General features: G+C 75.2%; 18 protein-coding genes. 11 read left to right on the top strand and 7 right to left on the bottom strand.

Going from position 1 to position 20,348, the window contains the following annotated elements; translation table 11 throughout:
- The first annotated feature begins 11 nt into the window (after positions 1-11).
- Positions 12-983, top strand: a complete 972-nt coding sequence (locus tag ACQKM2_RS22600) for a DUF3068 domain-containing protein (RefSeq protein WP_427712325.1) — start codon at positions 12-14, stop codon at positions 981-983.
- Here the strand turns inward: ACQKM2_RS22600 and ACQKM2_RS22595 are convergent.
- On the bottom strand, positions 970-3,603 hold the full coding sequence (locus ACQKM2_RS22595) for an ATP-dependent RNA helicase (RefSeq protein ID WP_427712321.1): 2,634 nt from the start codon (positions 3,601-3,603) through the stop codon (positions 970-972). The genes ACQKM2_RS22600 and ACQKM2_RS22595 overlap by 14 nt on opposite strands.
- Positions 3,604-3,607: 4 nt before the next feature.
- A complete protein-coding gene (locus tag ACQKM2_RS22590; protein WP_427712318.1) occupies positions 3,608-4,450 on the bottom strand; it encodes a class I SAM-dependent methyltransferase in 843 nt (280 codons plus the stop codon).
- A 397-nt stretch (positions 4,451-4,847) separates the two neighbouring features.
- Here ACQKM2_RS22590 and rpsA point away from each other — a divergent pair, with 397 nt between their 5' ends.
- From rpsA to ACQKM2_RS22570, 4 genes are all read left to right on the top strand, one after another.
- Complete coding sequence (gene rpsA / locus ACQKM2_RS22585) at positions 4,848-6,362, top strand: 30S ribosomal protein S1 (RefSeq protein ID WP_007263497.1); 1,515 nt, start codon at positions 4,848-4,850, stop codon at positions 6,360-6,362.
- 240 nt (positions 6,363-6,602) lie between these two features.
- Positions 6,603-7,541 carry a PAC2 family protein gene (locus tag ACQKM2_RS22580; RefSeq protein WP_427712315.1) on the top strand — a complete coding sequence of 313 codons (939 nt, stop codon included), beginning with the start codon at positions 6,603-6,605 and terminating at the stop codon, positions 7,539-7,541.
- Positions 7,542-7,600: 59 nt separating this feature from the next.
- Positions 7,601-8,203, top strand: a complete 603-nt coding sequence (coaE, locus tag ACQKM2_RS22575; protein WP_427712314.1) for a dephospho-CoA kinase — start codon at positions 7,601-7,603, stop codon at positions 8,201-8,203.
- A 162-nt stretch (positions 8,204-8,365) separates the two neighbouring features.
- On the top strand, positions 8,366-8,698 hold the full coding sequence (locus tag ACQKM2_RS22570; RefSeq protein ID WP_427712535.1) for a tetratricopeptide repeat protein: 333 nt from the start codon (positions 8,366-8,368) through the stop codon (positions 8,696-8,698).
- A 10-nt stretch (positions 8,699-8,708) separates the two neighbouring features.
- On the opposite strand, the gene ACQKM2_RS22565 is transcribed toward ACQKM2_RS22570, so the two are convergent.
- Complete coding sequence (locus ACQKM2_RS22565; RefSeq protein ID WP_427712311.1) at positions 8,709-8,969, bottom strand: DUF6343 family protein; 261 nt, start codon at positions 8,967-8,969, stop codon at positions 8,709-8,711.
- Positions 8,970-9,046: 77 nt separating this feature from the next.
- Positions 9,047-9,685, bottom strand: a complete 639-nt coding sequence (locus tag ACQKM2_RS22560) for a hypothetical protein (protein WP_427712308.1) — start codon at positions 9,683-9,685, stop codon at positions 9,047-9,049.
- 151 nt (positions 9,686-9,836) lie between these two features.
- On the opposite strand from ACQKM2_RS22560, the gene ACQKM2_RS22555 reads away from it, so the two are divergent.
- The 3 genes from ACQKM2_RS22555 to ACQKM2_RS22545 all read left to right on the top strand — a co-directional run bounded on the left by ACQKM2_RS22555 (position 9,837) and on the right by ACQKM2_RS22545 (position 15,524).
- A complete protein-coding gene (locus ACQKM2_RS22555; protein ID WP_427712306.1) occupies positions 9,837-11,312 on the top strand; it encodes a helix-turn-helix domain-containing protein in 1,476 nt (491 codons plus the stop codon).
- A gap of 124 nt (positions 11,313-11,436) precedes the next feature.
- Positions 11,437-14,322 (top strand): DEAD/DEAH box helicase, encoded by a 2,886-nt coding sequence (locus ACQKM2_RS22550; protein ID WP_427712304.1) that lies wholly within the window; start codon positions 11,437-11,439, stop codon positions 14,320-14,322.
- Positions 14,319-15,524 (top strand): SWIM zinc finger family protein, encoded by a 1,206-nt coding sequence (locus tag ACQKM2_RS22545; protein WP_427712302.1) that lies wholly within the window; start codon positions 14,319-14,321, stop codon positions 15,522-15,524. Before ACQKM2_RS22550 ends, ACQKM2_RS22545 begins: the two co-directional genes overlap by 4 nt.
- Here ACQKM2_RS22545 and ACQKM2_RS22540 read toward each other — a convergent pair.
- The gene (locus ACQKM2_RS22540; protein ID WP_427712300.1) at positions 15,505-16,053 is read right to left on the bottom strand and encodes a hypothetical protein; all 549 of its coding nucleotides are present in this window, start codon (positions 16,051-16,053) and stop codon (positions 15,505-15,507) included. The two genes, ACQKM2_RS22545 and ACQKM2_RS22540, sit on opposite strands and share 20 nt — an antisense overlap.
- 127 nt (positions 16,054-16,180) lie before the next feature.
- On the opposite strand from ACQKM2_RS22540, the gene ACQKM2_RS22535 reads away from it, so the two are divergent.
- Complete coding sequence (locus ACQKM2_RS22535) at positions 16,181-16,873, top strand: chaplin (RefSeq protein WP_427712297.1); 693 nt, start codon at positions 16,181-16,183, stop codon at positions 16,871-16,873.
- On the opposite strand, the gene ACQKM2_RS22530 is transcribed toward ACQKM2_RS22535, so the two are convergent.
- A complete protein-coding gene (locus tag ACQKM2_RS22530) occupies positions 16,866-17,525 on the bottom strand; it encodes a DUF2293 domain-containing protein (protein ID WP_427712294.1) in 660 nt (219 codons plus the stop codon). The two genes, ACQKM2_RS22535 and ACQKM2_RS22530, sit on opposite strands and share 8 nt — an antisense overlap.
- Positions 17,526-17,648: 123 nt before the next feature.
- On the opposite strand from ACQKM2_RS22530, the gene ACQKM2_RS22525 reads away from it, so the two are divergent.
- The gene (locus ACQKM2_RS22525) at positions 17,649-18,077 is read left to right on the top strand and encodes a cupin domain-containing protein (RefSeq protein ID WP_427712291.1); all 429 of its coding nucleotides are present in this window, start codon (positions 17,649-17,651) and stop codon (positions 18,075-18,077) included.
- On the opposite strand, the gene ACQKM2_RS22520 is transcribed toward ACQKM2_RS22525, so the two are convergent.
- Positions 18,041-19,486 (bottom strand): WGR domain-containing protein, encoded by a 1,446-nt coding sequence (locus ACQKM2_RS22520; protein ID WP_427712289.1) that lies wholly within the window; start codon positions 19,484-19,486, stop codon positions 18,041-18,043. The two genes, ACQKM2_RS22525 and ACQKM2_RS22520, sit on opposite strands and share 37 nt — an antisense overlap.
- A 93-nt stretch (positions 19,487-19,579) precedes the next feature.
- Here ACQKM2_RS22520 and ACQKM2_RS22515 point away from each other — a divergent pair, with 93 nt between their 5' ends.
- Entirely contained in the window at positions 19,580-20,218 is a 639-nt protein-coding gene (locus ACQKM2_RS22515; RefSeq protein WP_427712287.1) for a uridine kinase, read from the top strand.
- Positions 20,219-20,348: the final 130 nt, after the last annotated feature.

Raw genomic sequence — 20,348 nt, 5'->3', positions numbered from 1 at the left:
GAGGCCCGGCCGTGCGACGCAGAGCGAGCCTCGTACTGCTTGCCCTGGCCGTGTTCTGCGCAGCCCTCGCACCGCTGCTGCGCTGGTACGCGTACCCCCGGCTCGCCAAGATCCCGCCCAGCCAGTACCAGGAGATGGTCCTGGAGGCGAAGGACGCCACCCTCCTCGACTACGCGGGCGGCATGCAGCCCAAGAAGGTCGACAAGGTCACCATCGTCCAGACCCTCAAGGGCAACGTCGAGGCGTCGAAGGAGATCGAGGCCGACGCCGGCAAGGACGTCGTCGTCTGGGACACGCTCTCCTACATCATCGGCCCCGACGGCAAGATGGTCTCCCGGATCCCCGAGCGCTACATCTTCGACGCCCACACCCAGGACCCGGTGCACGCCACCGGCGAGATGGTCGACGGGGACCCGGTCAAACGCGAGGGCATCGAGTTCAAATGGCCCTTCTTCACCGAGCCGCGCGACTACCTCTACTTCGACGCCCAGACCCGCACCTCCTCGCCGATCCACTACGTCGGCCCGCGCACCTACCGGGGCATGGACGTCTACTACTTCGAGCAGACCGTCCCCTGGACCAAGGTCCCCATGCCCAAGAAGATGCCGATCGAGGGCATCGACCCCGCCACCATCGAACAGACCACCGGCACCACCCTCTGGTACACGGTCAAGGCCCGCTTCTGGGTCGACCCCGTCACCGGCGCGCCCGTCAACGCCGAACAGGACATCCAGCAGGAGATGCGCGGCGGCATCGCGGCCGGCGCCCCCGACGGCAAGCTGACCGCCTTCGCCGGACACGTCACCATGCGCGAGGACTACGCCAAGCACACCCTCGACCTGGTCGCCGCCAACCGTACGAAGGTCCTCGCCCTCCACACCTACGCCCCGGCCGGCCTCGCCCTCACCGGCCTGGCGCTGCTCGCGGCCGCGCTCTGGCTGGAGGCCCGGGGACGCCGGGCCCCCGGGGTCAGCGCCCCCTGAGCCGGGCGTTGGTGTGCCGGGTCGGCTCGGCCGTCGCCGGGTCCTCCGGCCACGGGTGCTTCGGATAGCGGCCGCGCAGCTCCGCCCGGACGGCGCGGTAGCCGCCCTGCCAGAAGGACGCGAGGTCCGCCGTGACGGCGGCGGGCCGCCCGGCCGGCGACAGCAGGTGCACGAGTACGGGGACCCCCGCCACCCGCGGCGTCTCCGCCAGCCCGAACAGCTCCTGGAGCTTCACCGCCAGCACCGGCTGCCCGGCCGCGTAGTCCACCCGGATCCGGGACCCGCTGGGCACCTCGATCCGCTCGGGCGCCAGCTCGTCGAGCCGGGCCGCCTCGCCGGTGGCCCAGGGCAGCAGCCGGTTCAGGGCCTGCCCCGCGTCGATCCGCCCCAGGTCGGCGCGGCGGCGGGCACGCGACAGCTCGGGCTCCAGCCAGTCCCCGGCCCGCTCCAGCAGCGCCGCGTCGTCCGACACGTCCGGCCAGGCGCCGCCGAGCGTACGGTGCAGGAAGCCGAGGCGGGCCCGGAGCGCCAGCGCGTCCGGGGACCAGCGCAGCAGCCCCGGCCCCTCGGCGCGCAGCCCCTCCAGCAGGGCCGCCCGCACCAGCTCCGGGGCCGGGTCGCGCAGCGGCCGGGCGACCAGCTCGACCGCCCCGAGCCGCTCGACGGCACGGGCCACCACGTCGCCGTCCTCCCACCGCACCTCCTCGCCGGCGGTGAGCAGGTGCGCGGCGGCGGCCCGGGCGGTGTCCTCGTCGAGCACCGCCGCCAGCCGGACCCGCGCGGAGGCCGCATGCGGGGCCCGGTCGGCGACGGCCACCGCCAGCCAGGGCGCGTGCCGCAGCGCGGAGCCCTCCCCGACCTCGGCGGCGGTCCCGCCGGCCATCAGGAAGCCGCCCCGGCCCTTGGCCCGCGCGACCCGCTCGGGGAACGCCAGGGCCGCGACCAGCGCGACGGCACGGTCGTCCGCCCCGGCGGCGCCGGAGGCACCGGGCGCGGAGCGCCCGGTATCGGGGTCCGGGGCGGAGCCCCGGGAGGGGGGCCGGGGCGCAGCCCCGGTTTCGGGAAGGGGCGGGGTGGGGGAAGAGCCCCGCGCAGCGGCCCCGGCCCCCGCGCCACCGGCGGAGCCCGCGGCGCGTTGCAGGCGGGCCGCCTCCGCGCGCCAGCGCCCCGCGTACGGGTCGTCCCCCCGGCGCGCGCGCCGCCAGGCCGCCGCCAGATCGTCCCCGTACTCCCGCGGCGGCTCCTCGCTCAGCAGCGCCACCACCTCCGCCGCCCGCCGCGCGCCCAGCGCGGCCGAGCCGTCCAGCAGGGCACGCGCCAGCCGCGGGTGCAGGCCCAGCCGGGCCATCCGCAGCCCGCGCGGCGTCGGCCGCCCGGCCGCGTCCACCGCGCCCACCGCCACCAGCACCTCCCGCGCCGCGGCCATCGCCCCGGCCGGCGGCGGGTCCAGCAGCGCCAGCCCGGCCGCGTCCGGGTCGCCCCAGCAGGCCGCCTGGAGGGCGAACGGCGCCAGGTCCGCGATCCGGATCTCCGGCGAGGGGAACGCCGGCAGGCGCACGTCCTCCGCCTCGGCCCAGCACCGGTACACCACGCCCGGCGCCTCACGCCCCGCCCGGCCCGCCCGCTGGCGGCCCGCCGCGCGGGACGCCCGTACCGTCGCCAGCGCGCCCAGGCCCCGGGCGTGGTCCACCCGGGGCTCGCGGGCCAGTCCCGAGTCCACGACCACCCGTACGCCCGGCACGGTCAGGCTCGACTCCGCGACGGCCGTCGACAGGATCACCCGGCGGTGCTCCGAGGCGGTCAGCGCCGCGTCCTGCACCGCCGCAGGAGCGCGGCCGTGCACCTGGAGCACCTCCGAGTCCACCCCGGCCAGCTGCCCGGCCACCCGGGCGATCTCCCCGACGCCGGGCAGGAAGCACAGCACGTCGCCGGAACGTTCCGCCAGCGCCCGCCGCACCACCGAGGCGACGTGCGCCAGCTGCGCCGGGTCCACCCGCATCCCGTGCGGCGGCCGCACCGGCCGGGCCGGCGGCGCCCACACCGTCTCCACCGGGTACGCCACCCCCGCGGCCTCCACCACCGGCGCGTTCCCCAGCAGCCGGGCCCAGCCCGCCGCGTCGGTCGTCGCCGAGGCCGCCACCAGCCGCAGCTCCGGGCGCAGGGTCTCGCGTACGTCCAGCAGGAACGCGGCGACGGTGTCGGCGTCCAGGTGCCGCTCGTGGCACTCGTCCAGCACCACCACGTCCACCCCGGCCAGCTCCTGGTCGCGCTGGAGCCGCTGGAGCAGCACCCCGGTGGTCACCACCTCGACCACCGTGCCGGGGCCCACGACCCGCTCGCCGCGCACCGTGAAGCCCACCGAGCCTCCGACCGCCTCGCCCAGCAGCCACGCCATCCGCCGCGCCGCCGCCCGGGCGGCGATCCGCCGGGGCTCGGCGACGACCACCCGCCGCCTCGGGCCCCCGCCCACCAGCCCGGCCAGCACCAGCGGCACGAGCGTGGTCTTGCCGGTGCCGGGCGGCGCGCACAGCACGGCCGTGCCGTGGCCGTCCAGCGCCGAGACGAGGGCGGGCACGGCCTCCCGTACGGGGAGGGAGTCGAGGGCGGCCTGGCGGATCAAGCGATCAGTCCCTCTCGCACACGAAGATCGCGGTGCCCGGGATCAGGTTGCCGCGCAGCGGGGACCAGCCGCCCCACTCCTCGGCGTTCCACTCCGGCCACTCCGGCTCCACCAGGTCCAGCAGCCGGAAGCCGCCCGCGACCACGTCGCGGACCCGGTCGCCGACCGTGCGGTGGTGCTCGACGTAGACGGCGCGGCCCTGCTCGTCCTGCTCCACGTACGGGGTCCGGTCGAAGTAGGACGCGGAGACGGAGAGCCCCTCGGGGCCCGCCTCGTCGGGGAAGGCCCAGCGGATCGGGTGGGTGACCGAGAAGACCCAGCGGCCGCCGGGGCGCAGCACGCGGCGCACCTCCCGCATGACGTTCACCGGGTCGGCGACGAAGGGGACCGCCCCGTACGCGGAGCAGGCGAGGTCGAAGGAGCCGTCGCGGAAGGGCAGCCGGCCGGCGTCGGCCTCGACGAGCGGGACGTCGCCGCCGATGCGCAGGGCGTGCTGGAGCTGGCGGTGGGAGAGGTCCAGGGCGACCGGGCGGGCGCCCTGCGCGGCGAGCCAGCGCGAGCACTGGGCGGCACCGGCGCCGATCTCCAGGACGTCCTTGCCCTTGAGGGAGGCGGCGGGGCCCAGCAGTGCGGCGTCGGCCTCGTCGAGGCCCTCGGGGCCCCAGACGAAGCGGTCGTCGCCGAGGAAGGAGCCGTGCTCGCTCTGGTACTCGTCGGCGTTGCGGTCCCACCAGCCGCGGCTGGCCCGGCTGCTCTCCGCTTCGCCGGCGTCGCGCCGGGTGGCCTCGGCGTCGTCCTCGAAGTCCTCGGCGTCGGCGTTCTCGGGGGCGTAGTCCTCTTGGTTCATGGGGCCCGTCGTCGTAGTCTGCGGATGGCTGGGTGGTGCTGGGTGGTGCTCGGTGGTCCGGGTGGGCCGGAAAAAACTCGTGCGGAGCGCTCATCACCGCGTCCCCGCACACGAATTGCGCCGGTTATGCGGTGATCTGCCCGCGGTGTGCGCCTTCGCGCATTGACCCTGTCCGGCTGCCCCCGTATGCTACAAGTTGCGCTGCGAGCCTGTGCTCCTCAGACCTAGCAGGCTGCGCTTGCATCTGTTGAATGTCCCCTCGGTTTTCGAGGCCCTTCCCCCTTTCAGGGGATCTTGGGGCTTCTTTGGCTGTCCGGCTTCTTCGGCAGGTGCCGATAAGGGCTCCCGGCGTAGCAGTACCTACGACTTTCTGTCCGTAACCGGAGCCCTTTCCCACATGACGAGCAGCACCGAGACCACCGCCACCACCCCTCCGCAGGTAGCGGTCAACGACATCGGTAACGCGGAAGCCTTCCTGGCCGCGATCGACGAGACGATCAAGTACTTCAACGACGGCGACATCGTCGACGGCGTCATCGTGAAGGTCGACCGGGACGAGGTCCTGCTCGACATCGGTTACAAGACCGAAGGCGTGATCCCGAGCCGCGAGCTCTCGATCAAGCACGACGTCGACCCGAACGAGGTCGTCAAGGTCGGCGACGAGATCGAGGCCCTGGTTCTCCAGAAGGAGGACAAGGAAGGCCGCCTGATCCTGTCCAAGAAGCGCGCTCAGTACGAGCGTGCCTGGGGCACGATCGAGAAGATCAAGGAAGAAGACGGCATCGTCACCGGTACCGTCATCGAGGTCGTCAAGGGTGGTCTCATCCTCGACATCGGCCTCCGTGGCTTCCTGCCGGCCTCCCTCGTCGAGATGCGCCGCGTCCGCGACCTCCAGCCCTACGTGGGCAAGGAGCTCGAGGCGAAGATCATCGAGCTGGACAAGAACCGCAACAACGTGGTCCTGTCCCGCCGCGCCTGGCTCGAGCAGACCCAGTCCGAGGTTCGCCAGACGTTCCTCACCACCCTGCAGAAGGGTCAGGTCCGCTCCGGCGTCGTCTCCTCGATCGTCAACTTCGGTGCCTTCGTGGACCTGGGCGGCGTCGACGGTCTCGTCCACGTCTCCGAGCTGTCCTGGAAGCACATCGACCACCCGTCCGAGGTCGTCGAGGTCGGTCAGGAAGTCACCGTCGAGGTCCTCGACGTCGACATGGACCGCGAGCGTGTCTCCCTGTCGCTGAAGGCGACGCAGGAGGACCCGTGGCAGCAGTTCGCCCGGACCCACCAGATCGGCCAGGTCGTCCCGGGTAAGGTCACCAAGCTGGTTCCGTTCGGTGCGTTCGTCCGCGTGGACGAGGGCATCGAGGGTCTGGTCCACATCTCCGAGCTGGCCGAGCGCCACGTGGAGATCCCGGAGCAGGTCGTCCAGGTCAACGACGAGATCTTCGTCAAGGTCATCGACATCGACCTCGAGCGTCGCCGGATCTCGCTGTCCCTCAAGCAGGCCAACGAGTCCTTCGGTGCCGACCCGGCGTCGGTCGAGTTCGACCCGACCCTGTACGGCATGGCCGCGTCCTACGACGACCAGGGCAACTACATCTACCCCGAGGGCTTCGACCCCGAGACCAACGACTGGCTCGAGGGCTACGAGACCCAGCGCGAGACGTGGGAGCGCCAGTACGCCGAGGCGCAGGTCCGCTTCGAGCAGCACCAGGCCCAGGTCATCAAGAGCCGCGAGGCCGACGAGGCCGCTGCCGCCGAGGGCGCTGCCGCCCCGGCCGCCGGTGGCAACGCCGGTGCGGGCGTCTCCGGTGGTTCGTACTCCTCCGAGGGTGCGGACGAGACCTCCGGCGCCCTGGCGTCGGACGAGGCCCTGGCCGCGCTCCGCGAGAAGCTGGCCGGCGGCCAGAGCTGATCGCAGCGCGATCACACTCCGGTGTGAGCTGAGCTGAGCTGAGCTGAACGACGAGGCCCGTCCCCTTCGGGGGGCGGGCCTCGCCGCGTTCCCGGATACGTTCCCGGGTACGTGCCCCACCGCCACCCGCGGTCCGCCCTTCGTCGCGTTGCGTTCGTGTTAATGCCGCCGGCCCGGGAATGGCCGCGCGGCCCCGGACGTTCTTCGCAGGGAACACGGCGCGAGGGAGGAGTGGTGACAGTGCTTGATCCACAGGGTCTGTACGAATGGGATGCCAAGGGTCTGGCGGTGGCGGACCTGGCGCTCACCCAGGACTCGGCCGGACTGGTCATGCTGTACCACTTCGAGGGGTACATCGACGCGGGCGAGACCGGCGAGCAGATCGTCGAACGCCTCCTCGACACCCTGCCCCACCAGGTGGTCGCCCGCTTCGACGCGGACCGGCTGGTGGACTACCGGGCCCGCCGCCCGCTGCTGACCTTCCAGCGCGACCACTGGACCGAGTTCGAGGAGCCCCGCCTGGAGGTGCGCCTGGTCCAGGACGCCACCGGCGCGCCGTTCCTGCTGTTCTCCGGCCCCGAGCCGGACGTCGAGTGGGAGCGCTTCGCCGTCGCCGTCCGGCAGATCGTCGAGCGCCTCGGCGTCCGCCTCTCGGTCAACTTCCACGGCATCCCCATGGGCGTCCCCCACACCCGGCCCGTCGGCATCACCCCGCACGGCAACCGGACCGACCTGATGCCCGGCCACCGCAGCCCCTTCGACGAGGCCCAGGTGCCCGGCAGCGCGGAATCGCTGGTCGAGTTCCGCCTCGCCCAGGCCGGACACGACGTGCTCGGCGTCGCCGCACACGTCCCGCACTACGTCGCCCGCTCCCCGTACCCGGACGCGGCGCTGACCGCCCTGGAGGCCATCACGGCCGCCACCGGGCTGGTCCTGCCGGCCGTCGCGCACGCCCTGCGCACCGAGGCGCACCGCACGCAGACGGAGATCGACCGGCAGATCCGCGAGGGCGACGAGGAACTCGTCAGCCTCGTCCAGGGCCTGGAGCACCAGTACGACGCCGCCGCCGGCGCCGAGACCCGGGGCAACATGATCGCCGAACCGGCCGAGCTGCCGTCGGCGGACGAGATCGGCCGCGAGTTCGAGCGGTTCCTGGCGGAGCGCGAGGGCGAAGGCTAGGCGTCCGGGTCCGGCGGGCGGTGTTCCTCGGGAGAGGGACACCGCCTAGGGTGCTGACCATGCTGAAAGTGGGCCTGACAGGCGGAATCGGTGCCGGCAAGAGCGAGGTCTCGCGGCTGCTGGCGGGGTACGGGGCGGTCGTCGTCGACGCCGACCGGATCGCACGGGAGGTCGTGGAGCCGGGCACGCCCGGACTCGCGGCCGTGGTGGAGGCCTTCGGGGACTCCGTACTCACCGCCGACGGACGGCTGGACCGCCCCAAGCTGGGGGCGGTCGTCTTCTCCGACCCGGCGAAGCTCCAGACCCTCAACGCCATCGTGCACCCGCTCGTCGGGGCCCGGTCCGCCGAACTGGAGGGGGCCGCGGGACCCGACGCGATCGTCGTGCACGACGTACCGCTCCTCACGGAGAACGGCCTCGCCCCCCTGTACGACCTCGTCGTGGTCGTGGACGCCGCCCCCGGCACGCAGCTGGCCCGGCTGACCGCACTGCGCGGGATGACCGAGGAGGAGGCCCGCGCCCGGATGGCGGCCCAGGCCACGCGGGAGCAGCGGCTGGCGGTGGCCACGCTCGTGATCGACAACGACGGGCCGCTGGAGGCGCTGGAGCCCCAGGTGCGCAAGGTCTGGGAGGAGCTCACCACGCGCGCCGCGGCGGAATAGCCGCAGCGGCGGAGGGCGTTGAACGCGCCCGTAGAGGGAAGGGAAGACAACGTGTCCGACACCACGCCCCCGCCGCCGCCGTCCACCGGACCCGGACCCGGATCGGAATCCGGATCCGGATCCGCCGGGTCGTCGGGTTCCGCGAGCCCCGAGACGCACGTCATCGACTACCGGGCCGCCGAGCAGCTGCTCGCCGCCCGGGACCCGCGCGGCGCGGTCCGGCTGCTCGACTCCGTCATAGCCGCGCACCCCGAGAACACCGCCGCCCGGCTGCTGCGCGCCCGGGCCTTCTTCGCCGCGGCGCAGCTGCGGCCCGCACAGCTGGAGTTCGAGCTGGTGCTGGAGCGGGAGCCGGACAACGCCTTCGCCCACTTCGCGCTCGCCCGCACCCACCAGCGGGCCGGGCGCCCCGAGCAGGCCCGCCGCCACTTCCGGCTCGCCGCCGCCCTCGACCCGCAGCCCGAATACCTGGCGGCGGCCCGCTTCGACGGCTAGGCCGTCCCGTCTAGCGGGTGCGCGGAGGCTCGTACGGGGGGACGTCCGGGCCCGGCTGGTAGTGCGGGCCCTGGTGGATGTGCCGGGCGACGACGGCCAGGTCCACGGCGGCCACCAGCGCGAGCGCCGCGCAGGCGGCCGCCCATCCGGGACGGCCGGCCAGCGAGAACGCGGCCGCCCCGGCGGCGGCCCAGAGCAGCCCCCACAGGCTCAGCCAGAACCGCAGCCGCAGCGGACTGCGGGCGGTGACCGGCTCGTTTCCGGTACGCATGACCATCGCCTCGGCTCGGGAGCTCGGGTGGAGGCCTCGGTTCCATGGTCCCACCGCGGGGGCGGCCCCGGGGGGCGTCAGGGGTTGAGCTTGTTCACGGCCGTCGTGGTCGTCTTCTTGAAGGCGGCCACGGGGGCGTCGGGCAGGTTGCCCATCTGGCCCCACTTCACGACGGTCACGGTGGAGCCGTCGCGCCCGATCCCGTACAGGTGCACGCCCGGCTCGGAGTCCGGGACGGAGGCGCCGACGCCGTAGACGTGCGCGCCCTCCTCGACGGCCAGCTTCCCGTAGTCCTGCCAGGAGGCCGTGCCGCCCGGGTTCGTGCGCAGCCAGTCCGCCGCGCAGGCGGCGACCTTGCGCTCCAGGGCGGTGGCGAGCTTCGCGGCGGCGGCGTCGGAGGCGGCGCGCACGGAGATCTGGACGGCGCCGGTGTCGAACTCGGTGCCGAACGCGCGGTGCCAGCTGCCGGCCGCCGGAAGCACCCCGTCCAGGCAGAACGGCGCGTCCTCGGGCAGCCCCTTGGTGATCTTGCCGGAGTACCAGGGGGAGGAGGGGTGCGGGGGCAGGTCGGTGCCGTTCAGGAACCCGGGGGCGGCGGCGGCGGTGGCCGTGCCGGAGGCGGTGAGGGCGAGGGCGGCCGCGGCCGCGAGGGCGGTGGCCACGAAGGCCGGGACGCGGGTGGTGCGGGTGGTGCGGTGGTCGGTGCGTCGGAACACGGTGTCTCCCCGTAGAGCAGTACGTGCGGTCGTTGTCCGAACAGCCTTCCCCGACCGGGGGCGTTGGGCCACTGTTTGCGGCGGAACCGGGACACTGGAACGGCTGTACGTGCCGTCACCTGGGGGAACACCCCTGGGGTGGAACGGAGTCATGGGACGGGGGAGCGGCGTGGCCGAGCCGGAGACCGAGGAATTCGCGCGCCTGATGCGGGAGCTGAAGGAGCGTGGCGGACTGAGTTACGGGGTGCTCGCGAAGCGGCTGCACACGAGCACCTCGACGCTGCACCGGTACTGCGCGGGGGAGGCGGTGCCGGCGGAGTTCGCCGTGGTGGACCGCTTCGCCCGCGCCTGCGGGGCCGCGCGGGAGGAGGCACTGGCCCTGCACCGCGCCTGGCTCCTGGCGGACGCCCGCCGCCGGGCCCCGTCGGGGGCCGGGGCCGTGCCGGGGCCCGGGGCCGGGGCCGGGGCTGCGGCTGGGGTCGGTGCGGAGGCCGGGGCCGGGGCGGATCCCGGCTCCGGGTCCCGGGCGGACGCCCGGTCAGGGGCTGCGGCGGATCCCGGAGTCGGATCCGGGGCCGGTGCTGCCGTGGCGGATTCCGGGACTGGAGCCGGTACCGGTGCCGGGGCGGGGGCTGCGGTGGCTCCCGGGGCCGGGTGCGGGGTGCGGGGTGCGGGGTGGTACCGGCGGGGGGTGGTGGGGGTGGTCGGGGTGGTGGCGGCCGCCGTGGCCGCCGGCGTGCTGGCGGCGGCCGGGCCCGATTCGCGGGCCCCGCAGACGGGTCCGGCGGCGGGGGCCACGGGGGTCGGGACGGGGGCCGCGGCGGGGGCCGGGACAGGGGCCGGGACGGGGGCCGGGACGGGGGCCGACGGTCGTCCCGCCGGACCGGCGGCCTCGGCCGTACCGGGCGGGCCGACCGCCTCCGTGAGCGCGGGCCCGCCGGAGACGGCCCCGCCCGCCCCGGCTCCTTCCGGCAGCCAGGGGGCGGCCCCGCCGACGCCCCCGCCCGGGCCGGTGGCGGCGCCGCTCAAGGCCGCCGTCCGGTCCCACGTGTGGGCCGCCGGCTGCGACCACGCGTACGTGTCCGAGAAGGCCCCGGAGTCCGTCCCCGCGCCGCCCGTGGAGGCGGACGCGCCCGCCTGGGCGCGGGCGCAGCGGGCCGTGCACGCCGGGACCCAGACCGTCGAGGTCACCCTGCACGGCACCGGGGACCAGGCCGTCGTGCTCCAGGGGCTGGAGGTGCGGGTCGCCGGGCGCCGGACCCCGCCGGCCTGGAACGTCTACCAGATGTCCCCGGGCTGCGGCGGGGGCCTCACCCCGGCCGGCTTCGCCGTGAACCTGGACGCGCCGAGACCCCTGGCCCGGCCCGTCGCGGGCAACGACTCCGGGACCCGGCTCCCCGCGCCGGCCTTCCCGCTGCGCGTCTCGGCGACCGACCCGGCCGTGCTCCGGGTGACCGCGGCCGCCACGGGCTGCGACTGCGACTGGTACCTCGAACTGCGCTGGAGCGGACCCGGCGGGTCCGGCACCCTCCGCCTGGACGACGACGGCGTGCCCTGGCGCACCAGTGCCGCCACGGGCCGGCCCGAGTACGGCTTCGCGGGCGAACTCGGCCGCTGGTCACGCTGACCGCCCCCGCCGGCAGGCCCGGCGTATCCGCAGGTCAGCGCCGGTTGTCAGTGGGCCCGCCTAGACTCGGCGGCAGTGGATCCGCCATGACCGGGCGGAGCCGAGCGCCAGGGAGGGGGACCCCGTGACCGCGCAGCCGCAGCCGCAGCAGTCGTTGCTGCGCCGCGCCGCCGTGTTCCTCCCCGCCGCCGTGCCCCGGGAGGGGCGGGTGGCGTTCTGGTGCCCGGAGGGGGACCCGCTGCCCGAGCTGGGGACCCCGCATCCGCTGAAGGTGGTCCGGCCGCACGGGGACGGCGTCCGCACGCGCACGGTGCCCGCGGTGGCGCTGTCGGTGGCCGCCGCCCTGCCCGTGCTGGTGCGGGCCGCCCGCAGTCCCGCCGCGCATCCCGCCAGCCGCGCCTGGGGCACCGCCGCCACGCAGGCGCTGTCCCTCGCCGCGCGGGGCCGCCTGCTGCCGGGGCTCACCGCCGACGGGGTCGACGCCTGGCGTGCCGGGCCGCTGGACGCCGCCGACGTCGGGTACCTGCGCGCCGTCGCGGCCGCCCTGCCGTACGAGGCGTACGCCACCCCGCTCGCCGGACGCCGGCCGACGGCCCTGCCCGAGCCCGAGGCCCTGGTCCGGGCGTTCCTCGACGCCGTCGCCGACGTGCTGCCGCGCACGCCCGCCGCGCCCTTCGCCTCCGGGCGGCCGTTCGCGGCCCGGGAGCCGCAGCGGGTGCCGGGGATACAGGAGTGGGCCGCGCAGGTCGCGGCCGGCGCCGATGCCGGGGTGGGGATCTCGCTCCGGCTCGACCTGTCCTCCTTCCGCCTGTTCGACGAGGCCGAGCCGGAGGACGTCCGCCGCGCCGGGGCGGCCGTGGTCCAGGTGCACAGCCTGGCCGATCCGACCCTGGTCACCGACGCGGGGCTGCTGTGGGCCGGAGCGGCGGCCGCCGGATTCGGTCCGCGCGCCCGGATCGACGCCGTGCTCGCGCTGCGCCGCGCGGCCAGGGTCTGGCCGCCGCTGCTGCGCCTGCTCGACCAGCCGGTGCCGGACGCCCTCCCGCTGTCGGACCCCGAGCTGGAGGACCTGCTGGGCACCGCCGCGACCAGGCTGGCGGCGGCCGGAGTGCCCGTGCACTGGCCGCGCGAGCTGGCCCGTACGCTCTCGGCGACCGCCGTCGTACGGCCGGCCGCGCCGGGTTCCGCGACCGACGGCACCGCCTTCTTCGACGCGGCCGCGCTGTTCGCGTTCTCCTGGGAGCTGGCCCTCGGCGGGGACCGGCTCACCCCGGGCGAGATGGACGCGCTCGCGCAGGCCCACCGGCCCGTGGTGCGGCTGCGCGACCAGTGGGTGCGGGTCGATCCCGAGCTCGTGCGCAAGGCGCGCAAGCGGGAGCTGGGCCTGCTGGACCCGGTCGACGCGCTGGCCACCGTACTGAGCGGCGAGGCCGAGGTCGGCGGGGATCCGGTGCCCGTGGTGCCCGTCGGCGCGCTGGCCGCCCTGCGGGACCGGCTCACCGGGGAGCTTCCCCCGGTCGCGGCACCCGCGGCCCTGAAGGCGACCCTGCGGGACTACCAGCTGCGCGGGCTGGCCTGGCTGGACCTGATGACCTCGCTCGGGCTGGGCGGCTGCCTCGCCGATGACATGGGCCTGGGCAAGACGGTCACCCTGATCGCGCTGCACCTGCACCGGGCCCGCCCCGAACCCACCCTCGTGGTCTGCCCGGCTTCGCTGCTGGGCAACTGGCAGCGGGAGATCGAGAAGTTCGCCCCCGGCACCCCCGTGCGCCGCTTCCACGGCGCCGGCCGCAGCCTCGACGGGCTGGAGGACGGGGGCTTCGTCCTCACCACGTACGGGACCATGCGCGCGGCGGCCGCCCGGCTGGCCGGGCAGAGCTGGGGCCTGGTCGTCGCGGACGAGGCCCAGCACGTCAAGAACCCGCACTCGGCGACGGCGAAGGCGCTGCGCACGATCCCGTCGCCGGCCCGGGTGGCCCTGACGGGCACCCCCGTCGAGAACAACCTCTCCGAGCTGTGGGCGCTGCTCGACTGGACGACGCCGGGACTGCTGGGCCCGCTCACCGCCTTCCGGGCCCGGCACGCCCGCCCGGTCGAGCACCAGCAGGAGGAGGACGGGGGCAACGAGGCGGCGGTGGCCCGGCTGGCCGCGCTCGTCCGGCCGTTCCTGCTGCGCCGCAAGAAGTCCGATCCCGGCATCGCCCCCGAGCTGCCCCCGAAGACGGAGACGGACCATCCGGTGTCCCTGACCCGTGAGCAGGTCTCCCTCTACCAGGCCGCGGTGGACGAGGCGATGGCCGTGATCGAGGGCAGCGAGGGCATGGAGCGGCGCGGCATGATCATGAAGCTGCTGGCCTCGCTCAAGCAGATCTGCAACCACCCGGCCCAGTTCTTGAAGGAGTTCGGCCCGAAGGAGCACGCCCCGAAGGACCACGGCCCTATGGGGCACGGACCGAAGGGGGCGGAGCCCCGCCTCGCGCACCGCTCGGGCAAGCTCGCCCTGCTCGACGAGCTGCTGGACACGATCCTGGCCGAGGACGGCTCGGTCCTGGTCTTCACCCAGTACGTGACCATGGCCCGGATCCTGGAGCGGCACCTCGCCTCCCGCGGCATCGCCTCGCAGCTCCTGCACGGCGGCACGCCCGTGCCCCGCCGCGAGGAGCTCGTCGACCGCTTCCAGTCCGGTGAGGTCCCCGTCTTCCTGCTGTCCCTCAAGGCCGCGGGGACGGGCCTCAACCTCACCCGTGCCGGGCACGTGATCCACTACGACCGCTGGTGGAACCCGGCCGTCGAGGAGCAGGCCACCGACCGCGCCTACCGCATCGGCCAGACCCAGCCCGTCCAGGTGCACCGCATCATCGCCGAGGGCACCGTCGAGGACCGCATCGCCGAACTGCTGGAGGCCAAGCGGGCGCTGGCCGATGCCGTGCTCGGCTCCGGTGAGGCCGCGCTGACCGAGCTGACGGACCGGGAGCTGGCCGATCTCGTCTCCCTGCGGAGGCCGGCGTGATCACCGCACGGGACGACCGCCGCCGCACCTTCGAGACCGTGCCCGCCGGGGTGGAGGCCGCGACCTGGTGGGGCCGGGCCTGGGCGGCCGCGCTGGAGGAGCGCGCGCAGGACGCGGCCCGCCTGCGGCGCGGGCAGGCGTACGCCGCCGAAGGGCACGTCGACGCGGTCACGGTCACGCCCGGCCGGATCGTGGCCTACGTCCGGGGCAGCCGGGCCCGCCCCTACCGCACCGAGCTGACCCTGCCCGTCTTCGCGGACGCCGAGTGGTCGGCCCTGCTGGAGGCGCTGGCCGCCGACCCCTCGGCCCTCGCCGCGCTGCTGGAGCGGGAGGTCCCGCAGTCCCTCGCGCAGACGGTGCTGCCCGGCGCGGGCGAGCTCGTGGCGCGCTGTTCCTGCCCGGACACGGTGCTGCCGCCCTGCAAGCACGCCGCGGCCCTCTGCTACCGGGCGGCCCGGCTCCTGGACGCCGACCCCTTCGTCCTGCTGCTCCTGCGCGGCCGGGGCGAGCGCGAGCTCCTCGACGAGCTGGGCCGGCGCAGCGCCGCCCACGCGGCGCGCGAACAGCCCGACGCCGCGCCGGACTTCCCCGGGGTCCCGGCCCGGGCGGCGCTCGCCCGCACCCGCCTGCCGCTGCTGCCGGCGCCGCTCGCCGCGCCCGCCGTCGCGGGCCCGCCGCCCGCCTACCCCGCCGATCCGGCCGCGCCCGACCCGCTGGCGCTGGAGCAGCTCGCCACGGACGCGGCCGCCCGGGCGCTGGCCCTGCTCGCCACGGCCGAGGACCCCGTCGGCGGGCTCACCCTCTGGCAGGACGCCGTCCGGCTGGCCTCGGCGCACCCGACCTCGGGCCTCACCGGCACCGCCCGCACCCTGTACCGGGACCTGGCCCGCGCCACCGGCCGCAGCACCACGGACCTGGCCCGCGCCGCCGCGGCGTGGCGGCAGGGGGGTCTGCCCGCGCTCACCGCGCTCGACGAGCCCTGGGACCCCCCGGCCGGGCCCTTCGACCGGGCCCGGCCCGCCCTGCTCGCGGCCGGGCAGGGCCCCTTCCGGCCCGAGCGCAACCGGCTCACCGCCCGCAGCCGCCAGCTCCGCCTGGGCCGCGAGGGCCTCTGGTACGCCTACGAGTCCCGCCCGGACGCCGACGACTGGTGGCCCACCGGCAGCCCGTCCCCGGATCCGGTCAGCGCCCTGCTGCGCTGACCTCGCCCGCCCAGGCGGACAGGGCCGCGAAGTCCCGGTCGCGCAGGCCGTGGCGGGGATGGACGCGCAGCAGGAGGCTCGGTGCCGGGTGGTGGGCGGACACCCAGGCGCGGTCCTGCGGGGTGATCATGTCGTCGACCCAGGCGAAGGACCGGCCGGCCGCCCAGTCGAGCAGCGGGCGGGTCTTCCAGGAGAGGCCGTCGGGGTCCTCGGCGAAGAGTTCCGGCCACTCCACCACGGGCAGGTCGGCGGGGAGCCCGATGTGCGGGGAGATCAGGGTGTTGGCCTGGTGCGTCCAGGCCGTGGCCCAGGTCAGCTCGAAGGGCAGGGCCTGGAGCCGGGCGCCGTGGGAGGGGTGGAGGCGGACCCGGACGCCGCGCCGGGCCTTGCGGGACTCCGGGTCGCGGTAGGAGAGCCAGACGTCCGGGCGCATCCGGTGGCTGGTGTAGCCGCGCAGACCTGCGAAGAGGGACCGGAACGGGTTGAGCGGGCCGTCCACGTCGAGCAGCAGGAGCGGTCGTTCAGTCATGAAGTAGGCACTACCCAGTACACGATGGAGTGAAATGCCTACCGGCTCTATAACCCGAACGGGTTTACCGCGTTGTCTCCGGTACGGGCCCGATGGCCCTGAAACCCTCCGGAAGGCAGGAAATCTGATGCGTCACACTCGTCGGAACGGCTTGATCGCGGCGATGGTCGCGGGTGGCGGACTGGCGGTCGCGGGGGTGGGCGGCTTCGCGTACGCCGACGCCGACGCGGGCGGGCAGACCGAGCGCTCCCCGGGGCTGCTCTCCGGGAACCTGGTGCAGCTGCCCGTGCACGCCCCGGTGAACGTGTGCGGGAACACCGTGAGCGTGGTCGGCGTGCTGAACTCCGCCGCCGGGAACAGCTGTACCAACACCGCCGCGGGCGGGGGGAATCCGGACCCGCGGCCCTCCCATCCGTCGAAACCCGGGTCCGGCGGGCACGGGGGAGGGGCGAGCGCCGAGGGGCGCGGAAAGGATTCCCCCGGGCTGCTGTCCGGCAACGGCGTCCAGCTCCCCGTGGACCTCCCGCTGAACGTCAGCGGCAACTCGGTGAACGTCGTCGGCGTCGGCAACGGCTCCCACGGGAACACCTCCGTGAACGGCGAGACCCCGACCGGCGGCAAGCCGGCGCAGCCGCCCGCCGTGCAGCCGCCGGTCTCCCAGCGGCCGGTGACCCCGCCCGCCCCGCCGGCGCCGCCCGCTCCGCGGGACCCCTCGGCCCTGGCCCACACCGGCTCCGACGGGCTCGGCTACCTGGTGCCCGGCAGCGGCGCCCTGCTGCTCGGCGGGGCGCTCCTCTACCGCCGCTTCCGCCTCAGCTGACGGCCCCCGCACGCCAGCCGTCGAGGATCGCGTCGATCCGCGCCGCCAGCCGGGCGCGGGCCGCGAACCGGGGCACCCCGGCCATCAGCAGCGCGTCGTACTCGGTGTCGGTGTGCCGCACCGCGGCCCGTACCGCGACCGACACGGCCTGTTCGTCGAGCGCCCGGCCGGCGGCGGTGCGCCCGACCCGGCCGCTGCCGCGCAGTGACGCGTGGGCGGCGATCGCCCGGGCGCGGTCGGCCGGACAGCCGGGGAACAGCCGCCGTATCTCGGCCGCGAAGGCGGCGGTGAAGCGGACGTCCTCGGCCGCGCGGCGCAGCCGGTCCCGCTCCCGGCGTCGGGCCCGGGCATCGGCGTCGGCGAGGCAGGCCCGCTCGGCGCGGGCCAGCGCGGCGTCCTCCACCAGCAGCCCCTGGCGTTCGTAGCGGCGGCGGCCCTTGTGCCGGCGCACCACGACGGCGTGCAGCGAACTGCCCTCCCGGGCCCGGCGGGTGAGCGCCGTGTCACCGCGCGGCAGGTAGACGAGATGGCCCAGATCGGCGCAGTCCAGGCAGCGGGGCACGCCGGATTCGCGGACGAGGTGCCGCAGCGGCCCCCGCCGGCACGCGGCGCAGTGGATCGGCTTCAGCGACTCGAAGACGACGAGACTCATGTCGTTGTGATACCGCCCGCCGAGCCCCATATCACCTGACGCGGAAGGGTTGTTGGCCTTTCATAAAATCCGACTGGATGTCATGAGGTCTGTCTACCGTGAGCCCCTGGCAAGGAGGAGCACATGGGTGGACGACAGGCGACGGTACGGCGCCCCGGTGCCGCGGCGGCGGCGCGGCAGACGCAGCCCTCGGGCCTCACCGGCCGGGAGGTCGTCATAGCCCCCGGCGGCTGCACGGGCTGGCACTACCACCACGTCCCGCTGATGGCGGTCGTCAAGTCCGGCACCCTCACCCGCGTCCTGTCCGACGGCACCGTGGAGGTGCACCCGACCGGCGCCACCTTCGTCGAACCGGCCGGCGCCGGCAACGTACACCTCGGCCGCAACCTCGGCACCCGGCCCGTCGTCCTCCAGATCACCTGCGCCCTCACCGAGGACGACCCCTGGTCGGTGGCCGCCCCGGCCCCCCGCGCCACGGTGCCCTGCGGCTGCCCCGAATACCCCCGGTGCGCCGCTCAGACCAGCCGGCGTATCTCCCCGCGCACCCGGTAGAAACCCCCGCTCGCCGCGTGCAGCCCGTCCACCACGTACCGGGCGCCCGCCTCCCGGATCCCGCGCGGGAACTGCACGTTCCAGCCGTGCTGAAAGCCCTCCGAGACCACCTGCACCCGCATCCGCCCGCCCTGCTGGACGCACTCCACCACCACACCGCCGGCCGGCACCGCGGCCACCGAGACCGTCGCCACCGCCGCCGCGGACGCCGCCGGGGTGAACACCGGCAGCGCGGCCGCCGACTTCACGTCCACCGCGGTCGGGACCGAACCCTGCTGGGCCGCGGCGATCGCCGCCTCGCTCGCGTCCACGCACACCAGCGACCCGTCCGTGGTGACCAGGTACAGCCGCTCGTCCAGGTACTGCATCGACAGGGCCGAACCCCCGCCGGTACCCAGCTTCCACAGCCGGCGCCCGTCCGCGTCGAAGCAGTACACCGACGAGGAGGAGTCGCCGGCGAAGACGTGCCGGCCGTCCGGGGACGTCGCGCACGAGTACACCGCCGAGTCGCACGGGTACGAGGCCTCGACCCGCCCCGTCGCCTTCGACAGGCGCTGCACGGTGTTGCGCACCGTGCCCGCGTACACCGCGTGCTCCTCCTGCCAGCCGAACAGCACCCCGCCCGGCGTCGCGGTGTGCCACAACTGGCCCGTGCCGTCGGCCGCGTACGCCGTCACACCGGCGCTGTGCCCGTGGTAGACGGCCCGCTCGTCCGCCCGGACCATCCAGGCACCGGTACCGGCGGACTTCCGCGACCACTGGTGCTCGTCCTCGTGGTCGATGACCGTCAGACCGCCACCGGCGTCGGAGACGTTGAGCACGCCCTCGTGGATGTCGAGCCAGTAGATGTCCACGTCCGCGGCTATCCCGTACGCCCCGAACGGCACCTTCGACGACAGGTCGTACACCGTGCCGTCGTCACAGCCCGCGTATATCCAGAACTCGTCCGCCACCAGGCACTTCACCCCGTCCGGCAGGGAGTAGCGGGCCAGCACCTCGCCGCCGTGGCTCACCGTGTAGACGTCCCCCGCCTGGTTGCCCACCCAGCAGCGGTCCTCGTCCACGTGGATCCCGAAGGCCGAGGAGCCGGTGCGGAAGCGCCACAGCACCGGCGCCACCGCGCGGGCCGTGGACGGCGCCGACGCCACCTGCCGCCGCGTCACCGAACGGGCGGCGCGCGCCCCCCGCACCGCCGGCGCGTACCCCTTGCGGACCTTCTCGCCGATCTTCTTGGCGGCCGCCGCGCGGGCCTTCTCGGCCGTCGGGAACGAGGAGCTCTGCAGCTGGCCGGCCGCGCCGATGCGGCCGTAGCGCACCGAGACGGTCACACCGTCCACGGTCACCTCGTAGAACTTGTGCGCCGCGCCGTCCTCCTGCGACAGCTCCAGATACGTCGTCTCCCGAGCCATGACAGACCCCTCCCCAAGAGCAGGGCCGCCGGCTCCCTTTCCACCGGTGATCCCTCGTGAAAAACGTTAGGACGCACCACTGACAATGGGCTCGTGAAGCTGGAAGCGATCACCTGGCAGCGGATGGCCGAGCGGCTCGCCGGCCACCTCGACGCGCCCGCCGGGGGCGACACCTGGCAACGGGTCGGCATCGACGGCGCACCGGCCGCCGACACCGGGGTCCTGGCGGAGGAACTGGCCGGGGCGCTGCGCTCGCGCGGCCGGGCGGTGCTCGTGGTGGCCGCCGGGGGGTTCCTGCGGCCGGCCTCATTGCGGTTCGAGTACGGGCGGCAGGACGTGGACGCGTACCTCCAGGGCTGGTACGACACGGGCGCGCTGTGGCGCGAGGTGTTCGGGCCGACGGACCCCGGCGGCAGCGGGCGGGTCCTGCCCGACCTGTGGGACCCCGTCACCGACCGGGCCACGCGCAGCCCGTACGGCGAACTGCCGCCGGGCGGGGTGGTGGTCGTGCACGGGCCGCTGCTGCTGGGGCACTGGTTCCCGTTCGACCTGAGCGTGCACGTCAGCCTCTCGGCGGGGGCGCTGGGGCGGCGGACGCCGGAGTCCGAACGGTGGACCCTGCCGGCGTTCGCCCGCTACGCGCGGGACACGGACCCGGCCCGGGCGGCCGACGTCCTCGTCCGCGCGGACGACCCCCGCCACCCCGCCTGGACGGGCCTCCGCCGTAGCTAGCCGTGCCGGGTGCGGCCGGTGTACCGCTGCGCGGCCTGCTCCCCGCCCCGCCCTTCGCCCGTTCCCCGGGGCTCCGCCCCCAGACCCCCGCGCCTCAAACTCCCCCAGCCACCGCTGGGAGGTGCTCCCA

Source organism: Streptomyces sp. NPDC004126, from assembly GCF_050275515.1.
In the GTDB taxonomy this organism is placed as follows: domain Bacteria; phylum Actinomycetota; class Actinomycetes; order Streptomycetales; family Streptomycetaceae; genus Streptomyces.
This window is presented reverse-complemented; position numbering and strand designations above follow the sequence as displayed.